Here is a 16,694-nt window from a genome sequence, read left to right as displayed (position 1 = left end):
GGCCGTCGTGCGGGTCATCGGTCCACCACGTTCATGGCCATGGCCCCCGACGCCGAGCAGTACGGCCGCACCCACACAGGGCGCGCCGGATGGACGACTGCGAACTCCGAGGCCTCTTCCCCCGCGAGCGGGACCGACGGATAGACGTAGGCGCTCTTCACGTCGTGGAAGTCCTCCAGCAGATGACAGACGCGCACCTTGCGCCGGTCGTACGGATCGGGCTGCAGCCACCAGTCCCAGTCCTCCCATCGCTCCAGACGGAGATCGACGACGTGACGCAACGGCACCTCGGCCCGGAACGACTGCCGGCCAAGGATTCCTACCTGCACGGCAACATTGCGCACATGCCGGCCACGGCGGCTGACGACGAACTGGGCGCCGGGCTCTATCCGGAGGCCGCCGCACAGCACACCGCGCAGGGCGATCGTGTCGGCGTCGACAGCGACTTCGGTGCACTCGACGTGCTCCTCACGCAGCACGGTCCGTAGCATGAGCCTGCCGTTGGGCTGGGCGTACGGGAGATTCCAGGCGATGGGGCCGGTGGGCGGGCGGTCGATCACGCGGGCGCGCGCGTCGATCAGGGCACGGGTGTCCCGGACTCCGGCCTTCATGTGCACGGGGGCGACATTGGGAGCGCTCATGGTCACCTGCCAGCGCCCGTCGCCGAGGGCGTCGAAGGCGGACGGCGTGAGCGCGGCGGAATATCGGGTCGCACCGTTGTCCAGATCCTTGCGCGAGGTGCGCAAGGGGAGATCGGGGCGGCGCTCACCGTCCGACGGCTTGTGGCGCAGCGTGAACTGCCAGCGGCGGCGGCCCTCCCCGGGACCATCGGCCGAAAAACGCAGCCAGCCCGTGTCATCGGTGGTGACGTCCACGGTGGCCGCGCCCAGCGTCACCGGCGGCACGGTGCGAACGCCGCTGCCGACGCGGCGGGCCGACGCCGGGGGCCGGTAGCCCCGCTGGGCGGCGGCTCGCTTGCGGGCGGCCTCCTCGAACAGCGAGACGTAGCGGGCTGCCACGGCGGACGGGTCGTAATTGGCTCCGTTGCGCAGGGCGGCGGAGCCCATGGCGCGGCGCAGCGGTTCATCGGACATGAGTCGGCGGAGCCCCCAGACAATGCCCTCGACCTGCCCATTGGGCACGAGAAAGCCGTCCTCCCCCGGGTGGAGAATTTCGCGCGGTCCGACCGGGCAGTCGGTGGACACCACGGGCAGTCCGCAGCGCATGGCCTCGACCAGCGTCATACCGAACGACTCCGCGCTGGAAGTGACAGCCGCGATGGATCCCTTGGCCCACTCCGAATCGATCGGTGAGAAGCCGCCCATCAACAACGCCCGCCCAGCCAGGCCCAGTTCCGAGACCAAGGTGCGGAGCTTGCCGGCCTCGCCGCCGTCGCCGTATATGCGCAGTTGCCAGTCGGGGAACTCGTCGGCGAGTTCCCCGAAGGCCCGAATCAGCAGGTCGTACCGCTTGATGTGGTGCATGCGTCCGGCGCTGACCACGACCTTGTGCGTACAGTCGGACGGCGGTACGGACGGCTCGGGCACGCTGTTGGGGATGCCGACGACGGAGATGCCGGGGATCGGCGTGTTCTCCATGAACGAGCGGGCGTCGGCCTCGGTGACCGTGGTGATGGCGTCGAGCCGCGGGTAGACCCGGGCCATTTCGGCGCGTACCGCAGCGGGGATACCCAGGTGCGTCATGTGCTCCTGGGCGACGCGCAGCGCGCTGTCGCGGGTGTACCCGGCGACGAACAGGTTGAGGCTGGGCCGGGTGCCCACGACCACGTCGGCGTCGGTGCGTTCCAGGTCGCGGATGATGCGGGCGTCAGTGAACTTGCTGTACTGCGCGTAGAACTCCTCCTGGCGCGGCACCACTTCGCTGGGCTCCTTACCACCGGCCGCGGTGTGGTCCGCGGAGCCGGGGCGCAGGTCGACGAGGGCGCGGACGGTGATCCGTGGAGAGATCTCGAACTTGGTCGCGGTCGTACGCCGGAACACCGAGACGATCTCCACGTCGTGGTGGACGGCCAGCGCCTCCGCGAGATTGATGACCGTGCGGTTGGTGCCGCCGATGCCGTAGATGTTGTTGATGAGGAAGGAGATCTTCATCGGACCTCGTCCTCCTTGCGCTCGAACGGACTTGGTACGGGGTAGTACGCCCGAAGGAAGCTGCTGAGCATCGCGGTCTGCCGGACCACGTCGCGGCCGTCGGACAGGGTGTCGTTGATGCAGAAGGCCTGCCGGTCACGGCGGGCGAGCAGGATGCCGAGCCGCCGCTGTATCTCGGGCCTGGCCAGGTCGAGATAGGCGAAGGTGATCTCGGAGGGGATCGCTCGACCGGTGAAGTAGGCGTAGTAGTGGTACAGCGACGACGGGATGGAGATGTCGTCCGCGCTGCGGAACCGGCTCATGGACGTCTCCCGGTGCGCCTCCGCGAACTCCGTCTCGATCTCCTGGAGCACGCTGCGCCGCAGCGCATAGGGGGCGTGCCGGATCTTCTGGACGATGGCCGAGCCGAAGTTGTCCAGCAGCAGTCTGCGGTTGTTCTTCCCGGCCGCGTCGACCGGCCGGTCACCCAGCGTCCGCTCCCACCGGGGCACTTGGGACGGCGACAGAAAGGTGCGGGTCATGCCGTTCGACAGAAAGAAGTCGGTCGGGGTGACCGGACGCCCGAGGAACATGTCGTCGTTGAAGTAGAGGAAGTGCTCGGACAGGCCCTTGATGTGGTGCAGCCTGCTCTCGATCGCATGGGAGTTGAACGTGGGCAGGGCAGCGGAGTCGTGGAAGATCTCCGAGTGGTCGACCACGGTGATCCGCGGATGGCGTTCATTGAGCCAGCCGGGGCGCTGACGGTCCGTCACCAGATAGACATGGCGCACCCAAGGGGCGTTCTGCTCCAACGCGCGTAGCGAGTAGCGGAGTTCGTCCCGGCTGATGTAGCGGGCGGCGTTCGCGGATTCCGTGTGATAGCCGCCCTCGCCGTACACGGCCCGGCGATGCTGCCACTCAGGGTCGTCCCCGTCGACCCACGTGTAGACCACGTCGATGGGGAAGCGGACGTCCTCGGGCAGTGCGTCGGCGCACGGTGCGATGGTGCGCACCGAGCGGGTGCGGCGGGTGTGCAGCGCCGCGAAGCCGGTCAGCCTGCTGACCGGCACGACGACACGGGGCTCGTCGAAGGCCACGTCGTCGGTGACGCGGTTGGGCCTCGGCGCAACGAGCCGGCCTTCCTGCAGTTTCCAGAACTCGATGTCGCAGCCGTGGGCGAGGCCGATGACCAGGGACGCGGCGGGATCGCTCCACACCATGCCGACACGCAGCACTTCCGCTCTGCCCACGAGTTGGCGGGCACGACCGGATCCGCACAGGGCCCGACGGCCCACCTCGACGTCGCCGCGGCAGGCGGTCACATAGACGGGTCCGGTGGCGATGCTGCGGCTCAGCGCCCGAGCCACCCGGTCGCGGTCCGCCTCGGCGACGGCGAGGCACGAGCGGTAGTCCGACTCACCACGGATCGCGAAGTAGTCGACGCCCTCCTCCTCGAACAGGGTCGAGACGAGTTCGAGGTTGGCCTCACGCAGTCCGAGTGGTGACACCGTGGGGCGCACAAGTGCGACGTGTCTGCTGTGTCCGGCCAGGACGGCGAGCCGCTCCTGCGCGTTGAACAGATGCGGCCAGCGCCGGCGCGCCCGCGCGGCGCGCAGGGCGCGGGCCAGCAGGGTCACGGCTGTCGCATGGCGCAACAGCTGCTTGAGTCCTGTCCGCAGACGGATCGGTACACGGCGCGCGATCCGGCGCCGCAGCCCGCTCGGGACAAGGGTGCGGTACGCCCCGACGACCGCGGACGCCTCGGGATTTCCCATGCTCACGACTGGTTGTCCGACTCCCTCGAAGCCCCGCGCTCGAAGATGCTGCGGACGGGGTAGTAGCGGCGCAGGAAGCGGACAACGGCCTCGGTTCCGCCCTGGCCCAGGGCTCGCTGGTCGCCAAGACCGTAGAGCTGGATCTGCTGGGTGTCCCGGCGCACGAGCAGTCGCTCCAGGCGGAGGTCGATGCCGGGCAGGGCCGCATGCAGCGCCGTGGACGCCTCACCGGAAGGGTCGGCGATCGCGGACGTGTATCCGATGTGATGGAGCACGCTGTCCAGCGGATGGCCACCGGGGACCGCTGGAACCGTCTGCCCGTCGAAGAGCGACAGTGGCGCGGGAGCCGACTGCGTGAGGCGCTCGAAGGTGGTGCAGCGATGGGGTTGTGGGCCGCCCGCGTAGCCGTGGGCTGTGACACTCCCGGTTGCCGTGTACGCGGCCCGGGTCCAGGGGGCGAACGATTCCTCGGCCGTCCACCGTCCCCGGCGCGGGCGGGTGACGCCATGCGGGCTGAAGTAGTCGAAGGGGCGCACCGGCCGGCCGAACAGGGCACCGGGGCGCAGCAGCACGAAGTGCTCCGCGACATCCGGGAGTTGATGCATCTGCCACTCGGCGGCGGGGCCTGCCGGGACGATGCTGAGCCTGTCGTCGGAGTGCAGCCAATCGGGCACGGGCGCCTGGGCGACCACGTGAACGACGTCGATCCACGGTGCGTACTGGTGCACGGAACGCAGGGCCGCCCTGAGCAATTCCTCGCCCCACGGGGTGGGGTGCTGCCAGAGCAGGACGGCGTCGACGGGGAAAGTGATCTCTTCCAGCCTCGGCACGTCGAAGTGCTCCAGCGTGATCGTCGGCTCCATGGCGCCGTCGATGTCGCAGTAGCCGCTCAGTCGGTCGAGGCCGATCTCGATGCCGTGCGCGTCCGCGGGCACGGCCCGCTGAACCCGGTTGGGCCGTGGACCGACGAGCCGTTCCTGGGGCAGGTCGGTGTTGCGGGTCCAGAACTCGATCTCGATGCCCTGGTCGTCGCCGAGCCACAGGTTCTCGGTCGGATCGGTGCGCAGCCACACGAGGCGGACGACGCGTGCCTTGCCGAAGTGCTTCCACGCCTTCACGTGGCTGCCGGGAATCGTCTGTGTGTCGCTGTTGGCCGGCGACACCGAGACCACGTACCCGGTGTGCTCCTCCAGCAGGGCGCGCAGGGCGCGGCGCACCGCTCCCTTGTCCCGCTGGTCCACGGCGAGCGCGATACGCCGGTCGTCGAGGGCCGGGACCGCGAACCAGGGAATCTCGGCCGCGTCCAGCGCGTGGGTGACGAGGTCGAGGTCGAGCCTGCGGGCCAGGTCGAAGGTGAGCCCGGTGTGCACGTGCCCGATACGGCTGTCCGGTGCCGCGACCCGGCGCTCGGAGCGGCCCAGTTCGACTCTGCGGACGCGCCGCAGCGCACGCCGGTGGAGGCGCGCTTCGCGGCGGCGGAGGGTCTGCGCCAGCGAACTCTGGAGCTTGCGCCGCACCCGTCTGGGAACCGTCGTGGTGGCGACGGAGCGCACGGGCTGCGGGACGAGCCGCCGGTATACGTGGGCCGCGGAGCTCAGCGACGTCTGATCTGCCACGTCATGAACTCCGTCTCATCGCTCGTAGGGGCTGGGCGTGGGGAAGTAGGAGGTGAGGAATCCGTCGAGGAGTTCCTGCTGGGCCTCGATGTCCTCGGGGGTCGAGAAGGCGTCGTTGAGGCAGAACGAGTCCTGGTTCCTGCCGTCCAGGAGCCGCTGCAAACGATCCGCCAGGTCGGGCACGGCCAGTTGGAGATAGGTGAAGGGCATCGAGCCCGGCTGGGCGCGGCCGGTGAGCGCCGCGTAGTAGAGCGCGAACGACGAGGTGGGCGAGAGGTCCGTGATCGCACGGAACCGGCTGGCCGAGGTGCGCGCCCAGGCTTCGGGAAAGTCCCGCTCGGCCTCGTCCATGGCCGACTTGAGCAGGGCGTACGGGATGTGCTCCATGGGCTGCGTGATGACCCGGCCGAAACGCTCGCGCAGCAGGGCGCGGTTGTTCTTGCAGGCGGCGTCGACGGGTGTGTCGGTCGGAGCGACCGGGCCCTGGGGGATGCGGTTGCGCGAGGGGAAGTAGCGCGCGACTCCGGTCGGCGTGAAGAACGCGTGCGGGGCGACGGGCCGGCCCATGAACATGTCGTCGTTGAAGTAGAGGAAGTGCTCGGCGATCCCCTCGATGTGGTGCAACTGGCTCTCGATGGAGTGCGAGTTGAACGTCGGCAGGTCCGCCGGGTTGCGGAAGATCTCCCGGTGGTCGGCTATCCGCAGGCCGGGCAGATCCTCGCGCAGCCACTCCGGCACCTGGTCGTCGGTGACGATGTAGATGTTGCGTATCCAGGGCGCGAACAGGTGCAGGGAGCGCACCGAGTAGCGCAGCTCGTCCCGGCTGATGAAGCGCGCGTCGCTGGCCGACTCCGCGTGGTACGCCTCGCCCTTCGCGGTCGCCTTGCGACGCTGCCAGGCGGGGTCGTTGCCGTCGACCCACGTGTAAACGGCGTCGATGGGGAAGGCGATGTCGTCGGCGCAGTTCACCAGGAACTCGGGCCGGGTGGGCAGCGGCGGCGCGAGGTTCGGGTCGGTCCAGTCGGAGACGAAACGGCTGAACAGACGGGCAGCGCCCAGCACGTTCGTGCCGTCCGCCGCAACGGCCCAGGTGGCCCGGTTGGCGCGGGGCGCGACGAGGTACGTGCCACGCTGCTGCCAGAACTCGATGGCGCAGCCGTACTCGTGACCGAGCAGCAGATGCCGACCTAGGTCGGTGCGGTACCAACTCACGTTCAGCACGCGGGCACCGGAGACGTCGCGCCAGGCCTTCGGGTCTCGCGAGGAGACGGGCTTGGCCGGGCGAAGGGCGTCCGGATTCACCACGCTCAGGTGGCCGGGATACTGGCCGAGGCCCCGGAAGACGGCACCGAGGGCCCGCTCCCGGTCGTGCTCGGCTACGGCCACGACAGTGCCGTGGTCGGAGGTGCCGCGCACCGCGAAGTGGGCCACACCCGCGGCGTCGAGCAGCGAGGTAACCGCTCTGCGGTTCGCCTCACGGGCAGCCAGCGGCGTGACACCGGGCTCGACGTAGACGTCGGAGTGCTCCCCGGATGCCGATGCCCCCGTGGGAACGGCAGGCGTGTGCTGCGCCGGTCCGACCGAGATTCGAGGCGAAGCCTGGTGGACGGCGGGTTCCGAAACGATTGTCACCAGCGCTGCCCTTCAAGGGCGTGCAGAGATCGCACTCCCACCCTCCCCTTCTCGCCCGGCATTGAGCCGAGAACGAGCCCCAGCGGTCGCACGCCCTTGTGCCCCCCGGCTCGAAAACCGCGACCACTCACTAACCGGCAATAGATAGCCGGATTTGATCATCGAAAGACCGATTCAGCCTCACAGATGTCGCGCACATCTTCACTAAGTCATCACACATCTGTCAACAGGAGTTAGAAGCCTCTCCACAAAACAAAAAGTTCGGAGTCGGTCTATAGTTCGGGCACAGCACGGCCCGCCGGTCGGCCCCGCGGCCTGCCCCTCCCCCCACTCGTGGCCTCCCCACCCGTCATCACCCGGGTCGGTGCCTCCTTGCACCGAGCCACCTGCGAGAGAGGACACCGCGGCATGACGCACGCCCTGACGGAGCCGCAGCAGACCCACAGATCAAGGCGCGCGCCCGGGCGCCGCAGGGGCAAGCCCGCGCGACGACGCCGCGTATGGCGCTGGATCCTGCTGGCCCTGGTCGTCGTGCTCCTGGCCGCGGGCGGCACGGGGTACTGGCTCTACAGCAACCTGAACGGCAACCTGAAGGGCGTGGATCTCGACAAGGCCATCGGCACCAACAGGCCCGAGAAGCTGCCCACTTCGGGACAGAACATCCTGGTGCTCGGCTCCGACTCACGTTCCGGCGCCAACGCCTCGCTCGGCACCGGCAAGGTCTCCGGCGCCCGCTCCGACACCGCCCTCGTGATGCACATACCCGAGGGCCGTCAGCAGGCCGTCGCCATCAGCATCCCGCGCGACACCCTCGTCACCCGGCCCGAGTGCACCACGGACGGTGGCTCCACTCTGCCGTCCGCGAAGCGCGTGATGTTCAACTCCGTCTACTCCGCGGCCGGTCCGGCCTGCGTGGTCAAGACGGTGGAGCAGATGTCCGGCGTACGCATGGACCACTTCGTGGAGATCGACTTCGCCGGCTTCAAGGGCCTCGTGGACGCGATCGGCGGCGTGCCCGTCACCGTCGACAAGGCCATCCACGACAAGTCCAGCGGCCTCGACCTGGAAGCCGGCACACACACGTTGGACGGAACCCGGTCTCTGGCGTTCGTCCGAACCAGGCACGGCATCGGCGACGGCAGCGACCTCGGCCGCATCGGACTGCAACAGAAGTTCATGATCGCCCTGCTGTCCGAGATAAAGAAGCAGGACCTGTTGGGGAGTCCCACCAAGGCGTACAAGATCGCGGACAATCTGACCGAGTCGATGACGACGGACTCCGGCCTCTCCTCGCTGACCAAGCTGGCCGACTTCGCGCGCAGCATGAACGGCCTGGATCCCGGCTCCATGGAGACGATCATGCTGCCGGTGGCCTACGACCAACAAGACCGCAATCGCGTCGTGGCCGCGGAGCCGCAGGCGAACGAGCTGTGGAAGGCGCTGCGCGCGGACAAGGAGATCCCCGAGTCGGCGAAGAAGTCCCCGGCCACCGGCGGAACCTCCGGCTGACCCTCCCCCGCCGCCCCTGCGATCAGGCCCGCTGCGACTGCGCGAGGCGCAGGCCGGACTCGGCGGTCTGGCGCGCGATGTGCAGACCGCCGTCCGCGCCGATCATGCCGAGCACCACCCGCCCGAACGCGTCGCACGCAAGGGCAGGAGCGCCCACGCAGCCCTCACCGGTCGCCGACCACCAGAGGCCAGCCTGCTCGTTCTCCGTGCCGAAGGCGGCCAGCATGACCTGCCCGTCCACGTCGCGATGGGCCAGTACGGTGCAGTCGTAGCCGTCGATCGGGGCGCGCAGCGCGGCCAGCGCCCCCTCGCCGGGCGCTCCGCCCAGCGGGTACACCCAGCCTCCCGGCCGGTGCCCCGCGATCCCGCCGGTGGTGGGGTCGGTCCAGTAGTACGTGGTCCGGCCCGGCGCGGTCTCCAGGGCCACGGCGCTGCCGGGAGCCACCGGGACGGGGATGTCGGGCTGCTGTCGGACTTCCCCGTCGGGCTCCTCCTGCGCCCACCGCATGATGAGGTTCGGGCCGGGGACCATCGCCTCGACATGACCGTTGGAGTGGTCGACCACAACCACCGGCTCCTCGGCCTGACTGCCCTTGAGGTCGGCCCACCCGTCCCATTTGCCGCCGGGCAGCTCCCTGCGCAGCATGACGCCGCGGCCCGCGTTGCGGACGAAGACGTACACGGTGCCGGAAGCGCTGACCGCGGCGGCCGGGATGCCGAAGCGGGCCGCCTTCTCCCGGTCCTTGTGCGGATTGCCCAACGAACGCCACTCGGTGACGGGGCGTCCGGTCTGGTACTGGATGGCGTGCACGACGTCGACCGCGGGCGGCCCGTCCCCCTTGCGCACCTGACGGCGTCCGACGAAGTGGACGTAGGCGTCGGCCCCTTGGGCCGCGTACACGTGGGTCAGATCGGCGATCGGTATGACCTCGGGCCCCTGCCAGTCCGGTCCGCCCGGCCGCCGCTCCGTCCACCTCAGCAGCCCGGTGCGGGTGCGGGCGTAGGCCGTGAGCCGGCCGTCCTTGCCGAGGACCAGCCAGCGGCCGGCCACTGGCCCCTCGGCCCCGCGAGGGACGTCCACCGCACTGTCCGTCTCGACGATCGCTCTGTCTCGGGCGGCGCCGCGCCCGGATCTGGTCCGCATGACGTGACCTGCCCCTTCTCTGACGCGGGGCGGCGACCGATCATCTGTTCCGAACCTGTGTGCGCCCCGAGCCGTCCCATCATAAAGTGACGAACCAGTGAACATGGCGCGGTGATCCCGTGCACGACCGCATCCAGTGGTGCTGGGGCTCCGGTTCAGACCGGCTGCCAGGCCGTCAGCGCGAGCCCCGGCTCGTCCTTGCGTCGCGCGACGAGCAACTGCCCCGTGGACGGCGAGGCCGAGGCTGCGGTGACATCGCCCCGGCGATCGAGAGCCAGCGCCACCTCCGCGTCCCCCGGGAGGCCCGGCCCCGACTCCGCCCACCAAGCACCGGCCGACTCCTGCTCCGTGGGATACGCGGCAAGGGCCACACGACCGGAGGTCGTGCGCTGCGCGAGAACCGTGCAGTCATGGCCATCGAGTACGCAGCGTACGGCCGCGACCGGGCCCGGTCCGGCCGACTTGAGGAGCGGCACGGGCTGCTCGTCCTCGCGCCAGGCGTGCAGCACCTCGTCCTCGTCCGTGAAGAAGAGTGTGCTGCGGGTCGCGGACGTGGCCAGAGCGGTCAGGCTCGGCTCGCGGGCCTTGACGGACAACGCCTCGCCGTCATGCACCGGCTTCGCGCCCGGCTCCCGCTGTCTCCAGCAGACGATCCCGTCGGCCGTGACCGCATACACCTCCACCAGACCCGACTCCCCCGACACTGCGGCGAGTTCGCCCCGCACCCCGGACCCCTTGAGATCGGTCCACGCGCCCCAGCCGCCCTTCTCCCCCTGTACGCGCATGCTGAGGCCGCCCCCGCGGTTGCGCACGAAGACATGGGCACGCCCTTGAGCGTCCACGACGACGGCGGGCGGACCTGTGCGGTCACCCTCCTTGTTCGGGTGGCCGATCGGGGCCCAGTCGAGCGCGGCGAGGTGGGGCTGGAAATGCGTCGCGTGCACCAGCCCCGCTTCTCCGGGCACGGTGGGCCGCCAGGAGACCAAGTGGACGTAGCCATGAGGGCCTTGGGCGAGAGCGAGGCCACGGAGGAGGCGCTGCTCACCTCCGACGGTGCGAGCGGTGCTCCACGGCCCGTCCGGGCCTCCCTCCAGACGGCAGCCGACGGCATCACCCTCGGGGGCGTACTCATAGACGCAAAGCCTGCCGTCGCGTGTCCGTACCAGCCAGTCGCCGTTCACGCACTCCACCTTAATCGGGTGGTCCGAAACCTCTCGTGGGACCCTGGCCCCATGAACGCGGGACTTGTGGTGGTCGATGGGGCCAATGTGGTGGGGTCCGTGCCCGACGGCTGGTGGCGCGACCGGAGGGCGGCCGCGGTCCGGTTGCGCGACCGGTTGGCGGACTACGCCGGGGACCATCCGGAGGCCGAGGTGGTGCTGGTCGTGGAGGGCGCCGCCCGCGGGGTGGCATCCGTTCCCGGAGTACGTGTCTCGGAAGCACCCACCGACGGTGACTCGCACATCGTCGCCGTGGTCGCCGAATCCGTCGAACCTTGCATGGTGGTGACGGCCGACCGCGAGTTGCGCGGTCGGGTGGAGTCACTGGGGGCGACATGCGTTGGGCCGCGAACCGTCTACCCGTAACTCATGCACGAGCGTCACCCACCCCCGCACGTACACCACCGCCCCGTCCACCCGGGCCACCTCCCGGTACGCCCCGAGAACGCGCCGCAGGGACGGCATCCGCCCCGGCCCATACGGCTCACCCCGCGAATCGTCGACGATCATCGCCGGTGGCCGGTCCCGGATCTCCGAGCGGAACGTGGCCCAGCTGCCCGGCACCGCGAAGCGCTCCCCCACCCCGCCCCCGTCCCTGCCCCCGCTGAAATTCGTCAGCAACCCCGCCGTGAGGAAGCGGCTCGCCGGAGTCCGGTCCGCCAGCCAGTACGTCTCCGGGTGCATGCCCCAGACCAGGACGCGGTCGCCCGGGGCCGAGTGCGCACGGACCGCCGCCGCGACGTGCTGGACGTGGGCGAGTTCGGGGCGTGGAGCGAGCAGGCCCCAGGACAGGAACAGGGCGCAGGAACAGGCCGAGACGAGGAGGGAGCCCACGAGGCGCTCGCGCGGCAGGACCTGCAGGGCCGCCGTCCCCAACAGGGCCACAGCCGGCACCAGTTGCAGGTAGTAATGGCCGAAAAAGTGGAATCCCGCCAGGACCGCGACCGCCGAAGCCCCCAGCCACAACCACAGCTCCCCACACCCCGTCCGCGCAATCCTCAGCACCCGCGCGATCGGCAGCAGCACCCCCACGCCCGCCACCGACAGGATCGCCGCGTTCGTCAAGCCCCGTAGAAGGACGTGAAGTTCGGAGCCGGAGATCGAGGCGTAGGCGCCCGAGCCCGTCACCGTCCAGAAGACGAAGCCCGCGGGGGTCGTGGCGAGGGCCGCGGTCGCGATCGGCGCGACCAACCCAATACCGCACCGCAGCACACCATTTGGCGGCCACCCCGCCCGCCACAACATCCACACCACCGGCACCACCACCGCTCCCCCGGTCTGCTTCGACAGGAACGCCCCCGCGATCGCCAGTCCGCACCAGGCCCACCTGCGGCGGTCCGCGCACCACATCGCCGCCGCGGTCCACGGCAGCATGAAGACCTCGAAGGTCGCGGCCTGCGTGTCCTCCGGGTTCAGGCCGATGGAGAGGACGAGATAGAGGGCTCCTGCCGTGCGGCCCGCCGTGTCGCCCCAGCGGCCGCGGGCCAGTGACGCCAGGAACACCGCCGTCGCCACGTGCGCCGCCACCGCGCACACCCGCACCGGCGTGAGCGAGTCCGAGCCGAAGAGGGCGAACACCGCCTCGTAGAGCCAAGGGACCAGCGGGGGTTTGCGGTCGACAACGGTTTCGTAGAGCGTGCCGCCGTGCGCCAACATCCTTGCCTGGACGGCGAGATAGCCCTCGTCCGGGTTCCAGAGCGGGTGGGTGAAGGACGGGATGCGGGTGACGCAGGCCAGCGCCGTGAGGGAGAGAAGCAGGCGGGGCCAGTAGTGGCGCGTGCGTCTGCGGCCCGAGGTGCCGTCGCGGCCTTCGGATACGTACAGTCGCGACGTGGGCACCTCGGTGAGCATGGGCGCCAAACTATCCGCCCCCGTATGTTCCATTTGCGAAGGACATACGGGGGCGGGGCGAACTGCTGGTGATTACTGTGCGTTGCCCCGCGCCGCGCGGCTGTGGCGGCGGCCGTAGATGAAGTAGATCACCACGCCGACCACCATCCACACCGCGAACCGCAGCCACGTCTCCACGGACAGGTTGAGCATCAGCCACACCGAGCACGCCACCGAGGCGATGGGCAGGACCGGGACCCACGGGGCCTTGAAGGCGCGCGGGAGGTCGGGGCGGGTGCGGCGGAGGATCAACACGCCCAGCGCCACCACGACGAAGGCGAACAGGGTGCCGATGTTGACCAGTTTGGAGAGTTCCTCGAGGGAGATGAAGCCTGCCACCAGGGCCGTCAGGAGGCCCAGGATGATCGTCGAGCGGTACGGCGTGCGGAACTTGGGGTGGACCGCGCTGAAGACCGGGGGCAGCAGGCCGTCGCGGCTCATCGCGAAGAAGACGCGGCTCTGGCCGAGGAGCAGGATCATGCAGACGGTCGTCAGGCCGATGACCGCGCCGAAGGAGATCAGGCCCGCCCAGAAGGGGTGGCCGACGGACTTGAACGCCTCCGCGAGCGGGGCGCCCGGGTCCAGCTCCTTGTAGTTCTGCATGCCGGTGACGACGGCGGCCACGGCCACGTACAGGACCGTGCAGATGGCGAGGGAGCCGAGGATGCCGCGCGGGACGTCCTTCTGCGGGTTGCGGGTCTCCTCGGCCGCGGTCGCCACGACGTCGAAGCCGATGAACGCGAAGAAGACGACGGCCGCGGCGGTGAAGATGCCCATCACGCCGAAGCTCTGCGGGGTGAACCCGGCGACCGCTTCCAGGAGTGTCGCCGTGAGTCCCGAGCCGCCTTCGGTGTCCTTGGCGGGCGGGATGTACGGGGTGTAGTTGCTGGACTTGATGAAGAAGGCGCCGACCGCGATCACGATCAGGACGACCGTGACCTTGATGGCCACGACCACCGATGTCACCCACGCCGACAGCTTCATGCCGACGACGACGACCGTCATCACGGCGACGACCAGCAGGAACGCGGCGATGTTGAAGCTGAAGCCGTCGTGGCCCGAGCCCGGGCCCTGGAGGGCCGCCGGCAGGGGGATGCCCCAGCTGTCCAGGAGGGACTGGACGTAGCCGGACCAGCCGACCGAGACCGTCGCGCAGCCGAGGGCGAGTTCGAGGATCAGGTCCCAGCCGATGATCCACGCCGGGAACTCGCCGAGTGAGGCGAAGGCGAAGGTGTACGCGGATCCCGCGACCGGGACCGTCGAGGCGAACTCCGCGTAGCAGAGCGCCGCGAGGGCGCAGACCACGGCGGCGACGACGAAGGAGATGGTGACCGCCGGGCCCGCGTAGTCGGTGGCGGCGGTGCCGGTGATGACGAAGATGCCCGAGCCGATGACGACGCCGACGCCGAAGACGGTGAGGTCGAGGGCGGAGAGGGTCTTCTTGAGCTGGTGCTCGGGCTCCTCGGTGTCCTGGATGGACTGCTCGATGGACTTGGTCCTGAACAGGCCGTTGCGGCTCCGCTCCGGGCCCGTGTCTGGCTGGGTGCTCACCGGCTACCTCCGTTGGCTACGTCGTCCCCGACATGATCGAGACGAGTTGCCCTCGGCGGGTGGGTGAGTCATACCAATTCATGCGAATGGGGCCGACCGAGCCCCCTTATGGGGGATCGACCGACCCCACGCGCCACTCGGGAAATTTCAGTCCCGCGCCGGCTCCACCGTGGCCGAGGTCGACTCCTCGTAGCGGCCGTCCAGCTTGGAGACGAGGCCCGTGACCTGGCGGGCGATGTCGGGGGCCGTGAGGCCGATCTCCGCCATGATCTCCTTGCGGGAGGCGTGCTCCAGGAAGCGCGGCGGGATGCCGAAGTCGCGCAGCGGGACGTCGACGCCCGCGTCGCGCAGGGCCTGGGCGATGGACGAACCGACGCCGCCCACGCGGGAGTTGTCCTCGACCGTGACGACCACGCGGTGGCGCTCGGCCAGCGGGGCCATCGCCTCGTCGACCGGCTTGACCCAGCGGGGGTCGACGACGGTCGTCGTGATGCCCTGCTTGTCGAGGAGGTCGGCGATCTCCAGGCACATCGGGGCGAGCGCGCCGACCGAGACCAGGAGGACGTCCGGCTTGTCGGACTTCGGCTCGCGCAGCACGTCCATGCCGCCGACCTTGCCGACCGCCTCGACGGCCGGGCCGACCGCGCCCTTGGAGTAGCGGACGACGGTGGGCGCGTCGTCGACCTGGACGGCCTCGCGCAGCTGGGCGCGGACCTGGTCGGCGTCGCGCGGCGCGGCGATGCGGACGCCGGGGACGACCTGGAGGAGGGACATGTCCCACATGCCGTTGTGCGAGGCGCCGTCGGTGCCGGTGATGCCGGCCCGGTCCAGGACGAAGGTGACCCCGCACTTGTGCAGGGCGACGTCCATGAGGAGCTGGTCGAAGGCGCGGTTGAGGAACGTCGCGTACACCGCGAAGACGGGGTGCAGGCCGCCCTGGGCGAGGCCCGCCGCGCTGGTCGCCGCGTGCTGCTCGGCGATGCCGACGTCGTAGACCCGCTCGGGGAACTCGTCGGCGAACTTCTTCAGGCCGACCGGCTGGAGCATCGCGGCGGTGATCGCCACGATGTCCTCGCGCTCGCGGCCGAGCTTGGCCATCTCGTCGCCGAAGACGGAGGTCCAGTCGGCGCCGGAGGCCTTGATCGGGAGGCCGGTGTCGGGGTGGATGGGGCCGATGCCGTGGAAGCGGTCGGCCTCGTCCTGGAGGGCGGGCTTGTAGCCGCGGCCCTTCTCGGTGAGGCAGTGCACGATGACCGGGCCGCCGAAGCGCTTGGCGCGGGTGAGGGCCGATTCCAGGGCCTCGATGTCGTGGCCGTCGATCGGGCCGACGTACTTCAGGCCGAGGTCCTCGAACATGCCCTGCGGGGCGATGAAGTCCTTGAGGCCCTTCTTGGCGCCGTGCAGCGTCTCGTACAGCGGCTTGCCGACGACCGGGGTGCGCTCCAGGAGGTCCTTGCCGCGGGCCAGGAAGCGCTCGTAGCCGTCCGTGGTGCGCAGGGTCGCCAGGTGGTTCGCGAGGCCGCCGATGGTGGGCGCGTAGCTGCGCTCGTTGTCGTTGACGACGATGACGAGGGGGCGGTCCTTGGCGGCGGCGATGTTGTTCAGCGCCTCCCAGGCCATGCCGCCGGTGAGGGCGCCGTCGCCGATGACCGCGACGACGTGGTCGTCGCGCTCCTGGATCTCGTTCGCCTTCGCCAGGCCGTCGGCCCAGCCGAGGACGGTGGAGGCGTGGCTGTTCTCGATCACGTCGTGCTCGGACTCGGCCTGCGAGGGGTAGCCGGAGAGGCCGCCCTTCATCTTCAGCTTGGAGAAGTCCTTGCGGCCGGTGAGCAGCTTGTGCACGTAGGACTGGTGGCCGGTGTCCCACAGGACCTTGTCCTGGGGGGACTCGAAGACGCGGTGCAGGGCGATCGTCAGCTCGACGACGCCCAGGTTCGGGCCGAGGTGGCCGCCGGTCTTGGAGACCGCGTCGACGAGGAAGGTCCGGATCTCGCCTGCCAGCTGGTCCAGCTGCTCCAGGCTGAGCCGGTCCAGATCGCGCGGTCCCGTGATGCGGGTCAGCAGCGGCACCCGTGCCTCCTTGCGATAGAGCTGTGAGTAGCTGGTTGAGCTGTCGAGCTTGCCGGGCCTGTCGATTCTAATGTTCTGTCACTCGCGACGGCGTGCGGGCCGTGCGTTCCACGTCACGCCCTCGTCACGAAACGGAACGGATCCCACCGGGTCCCGGCGTGACTGTGCCCGGCGTCACCATTGACACCGGGCACAGT

The 16,694-nt window shown here is 69.8% G+C and carries 11 protein-coding genes; 2 read left to right on the top strand and 9 right to left on the bottom strand.

Features of this window, described 5'->3' with window-relative positions; translation table 11 throughout:
- Positions 1–14: 14 nt before the first annotated feature.
- The 4 genes from ACYSUO_RS22940 to ACYSUO_RS22925 are packed head-to-tail and all read right to left on the bottom strand — an operon-like array spanning position 15 to position 7,113.
- Positions 15–2,111, bottom strand: coding sequence for a glycosyltransferase family 4 protein (locus tag ACYSUO_RS22940; RefSeq protein ID WP_461778091.1), 2,097 nt, complete (start codon positions 2,109–2,111; stop codon positions 15–17).
- The gene (locus ACYSUO_RS22935) at positions 2,108–3,865 is read right to left on the bottom strand and encodes a stealth family protein (RefSeq protein WP_461778150.1); all 1,758 of its coding nucleotides are present in this window, start codon (positions 3,863–3,865) and stop codon (positions 2,108–2,110) included. Before ACYSUO_RS22935 ends, ACYSUO_RS22940 begins: the two co-directional genes overlap by 4 nt.
- Before the next feature lie 2 nt (positions 3,866–3,867).
- Positions 3,868–5,481, bottom strand: coding sequence for a sugar phosphotransferase (locus tag ACYSUO_RS22930; protein WP_461778089.1), 1,614 nt, complete (start codon positions 5,479–5,481; stop codon positions 3,868–3,870).
- Between the two features lie 15 nt (positions 5,482–5,496).
- Positions 5,497–7,113 (bottom strand): stealth family protein, encoded by a 1,617-nt coding sequence (locus ACYSUO_RS22925; protein ID WP_461778088.1) that lies wholly within the window; start codon positions 7,111–7,113, stop codon positions 5,497–5,499.
- Between the two features lie 408 nt (positions 7,114–7,521).
- On the opposite strand from ACYSUO_RS22925, the gene ACYSUO_RS22920 reads away from it, so the two are divergent.
- Entirely contained in the window at positions 7,522–8,622 is a 1,101-nt protein-coding gene (locus ACYSUO_RS22920; protein ID WP_461778087.1) for an LCP family protein, read from the top strand.
- 22 nt (positions 8,623–8,644) lie between these two features.
- On the opposite strand, the gene ACYSUO_RS22915 is transcribed toward ACYSUO_RS22920, so the two are convergent.
- Positions 8,645–9,766: a PLL family lectin gene (locus ACYSUO_RS22915; protein WP_461778086.1), complete on the bottom strand. Its 1,122-nt coding sequence runs from the start codon at positions 9,764–9,766 to the stop codon at positions 8,645–8,647.
- Positions 9,767–9,921: 155 nt separating this feature from the next.
- A complete protein-coding gene (locus tag ACYSUO_RS22910) occupies positions 9,922–10,947 on the bottom strand; it encodes a hypothetical protein (RefSeq protein WP_461778085.1) in 1,026 nt (341 codons plus the stop codon).
- Positions 10,948–10,998: 51 nt separating this feature from the next.
- Between ACYSUO_RS22910 and ACYSUO_RS22905 the strand changes: the two genes are divergently transcribed.
- Positions 10,999–11,352: a PIN domain-containing protein gene (locus ACYSUO_RS22905; RefSeq protein ID WP_461778084.1), complete on the top strand. Its 354-nt coding sequence runs from the start codon at positions 10,999–11,001 to the stop codon at positions 11,350–11,352.
- Here ACYSUO_RS22905 and ACYSUO_RS22900 read toward each other — a convergent pair.
- The 3 genes from ACYSUO_RS22900 to dxs all read right to left on the bottom strand — a co-directional run bounded on the left by ACYSUO_RS22900 (position 11,308) and on the right by dxs (position 16,497).
- Complete coding sequence (locus tag ACYSUO_RS22900) at positions 11,308–12,870, bottom strand: ArnT family glycosyltransferase (protein WP_461778083.1); 1,563 nt, start codon at positions 12,868–12,870, stop codon at positions 11,308–11,310. The two genes, ACYSUO_RS22905 and ACYSUO_RS22900, sit on opposite strands and share 45 nt — an antisense overlap.
- A 39-nt stretch (positions 12,871–12,909) precedes the next feature.
- Positions 12,910–14,427, bottom strand: a complete 1,518-nt coding sequence (locus ACYSUO_RS22895) for an amino acid permease (protein WP_461778082.1) — start codon at positions 14,425–14,427, stop codon at positions 12,910–12,912.
- A gap of 147 nt (positions 14,428–14,574) precedes the next feature.
- Positions 14,575–16,497: a 1-deoxy-D-xylulose-5-phosphate synthase gene (gene dxs, locus ACYSUO_RS22890; protein ID WP_461778081.1), complete on the bottom strand. Its 1,923-nt coding sequence runs from the start codon at positions 16,495–16,497 to the stop codon at positions 14,575–14,577.
- Positions 16,498–16,694 lie beyond the last annotated feature (197 nt).

The sequence above is a fragment of the Streptomyces sp. UC4497 genome (genome assembly GCF_054871485.1).
Note: the sequence above shows the minus strand (reverse complement) of the source record. Positions and strands in the feature narration are given on the sequence as shown.

Excerpts from the sequence above, each read along its gene's own strand:
- ACYSUO_RS22920 (WP_461778087.1), top strand. The coding sequence starts at position 7,522 with ATGACGCACGCCCTGACGGAGCCGCAGCAGACCCACAGATCAAGGCGC.
- ACYSUO_RS22935 (WP_461778150.1), bottom strand. The coding sequence starts at position 3,865 with ATGGGAAATCCCGAGGCGTCCGCGGTCGTCGGGGCGTACCGCACCCTT.
- ACYSUO_RS22915 (WP_461778086.1), bottom strand. The coding sequence starts at position 9,766 with ATGCGGACCAGATCCGGGCGCGGCGCCGCCCGAGACAGAGCGATCGTC.
- ACYSUO_RS22900 (WP_461778083.1), bottom strand. The coding sequence starts at position 12,870 with ATGGAACATACGGGGGCGGATAGTTTGGCGCCCATGCTCACCGAGGTG.
- ACYSUO_RS22905 (WP_461778084.1), top strand. The coding sequence starts at position 10,999 with ATGAACGCGGGACTTGTGGTGGTCGATGGGGCCAATGTGGTGGGGTCC.
- ACYSUO_RS22940 (WP_461778091.1), bottom strand. The coding sequence starts at position 2,111 with ATGAAGATCTCCTTCCTCATCAACAACATCTACGGCATCGGCGGCACC.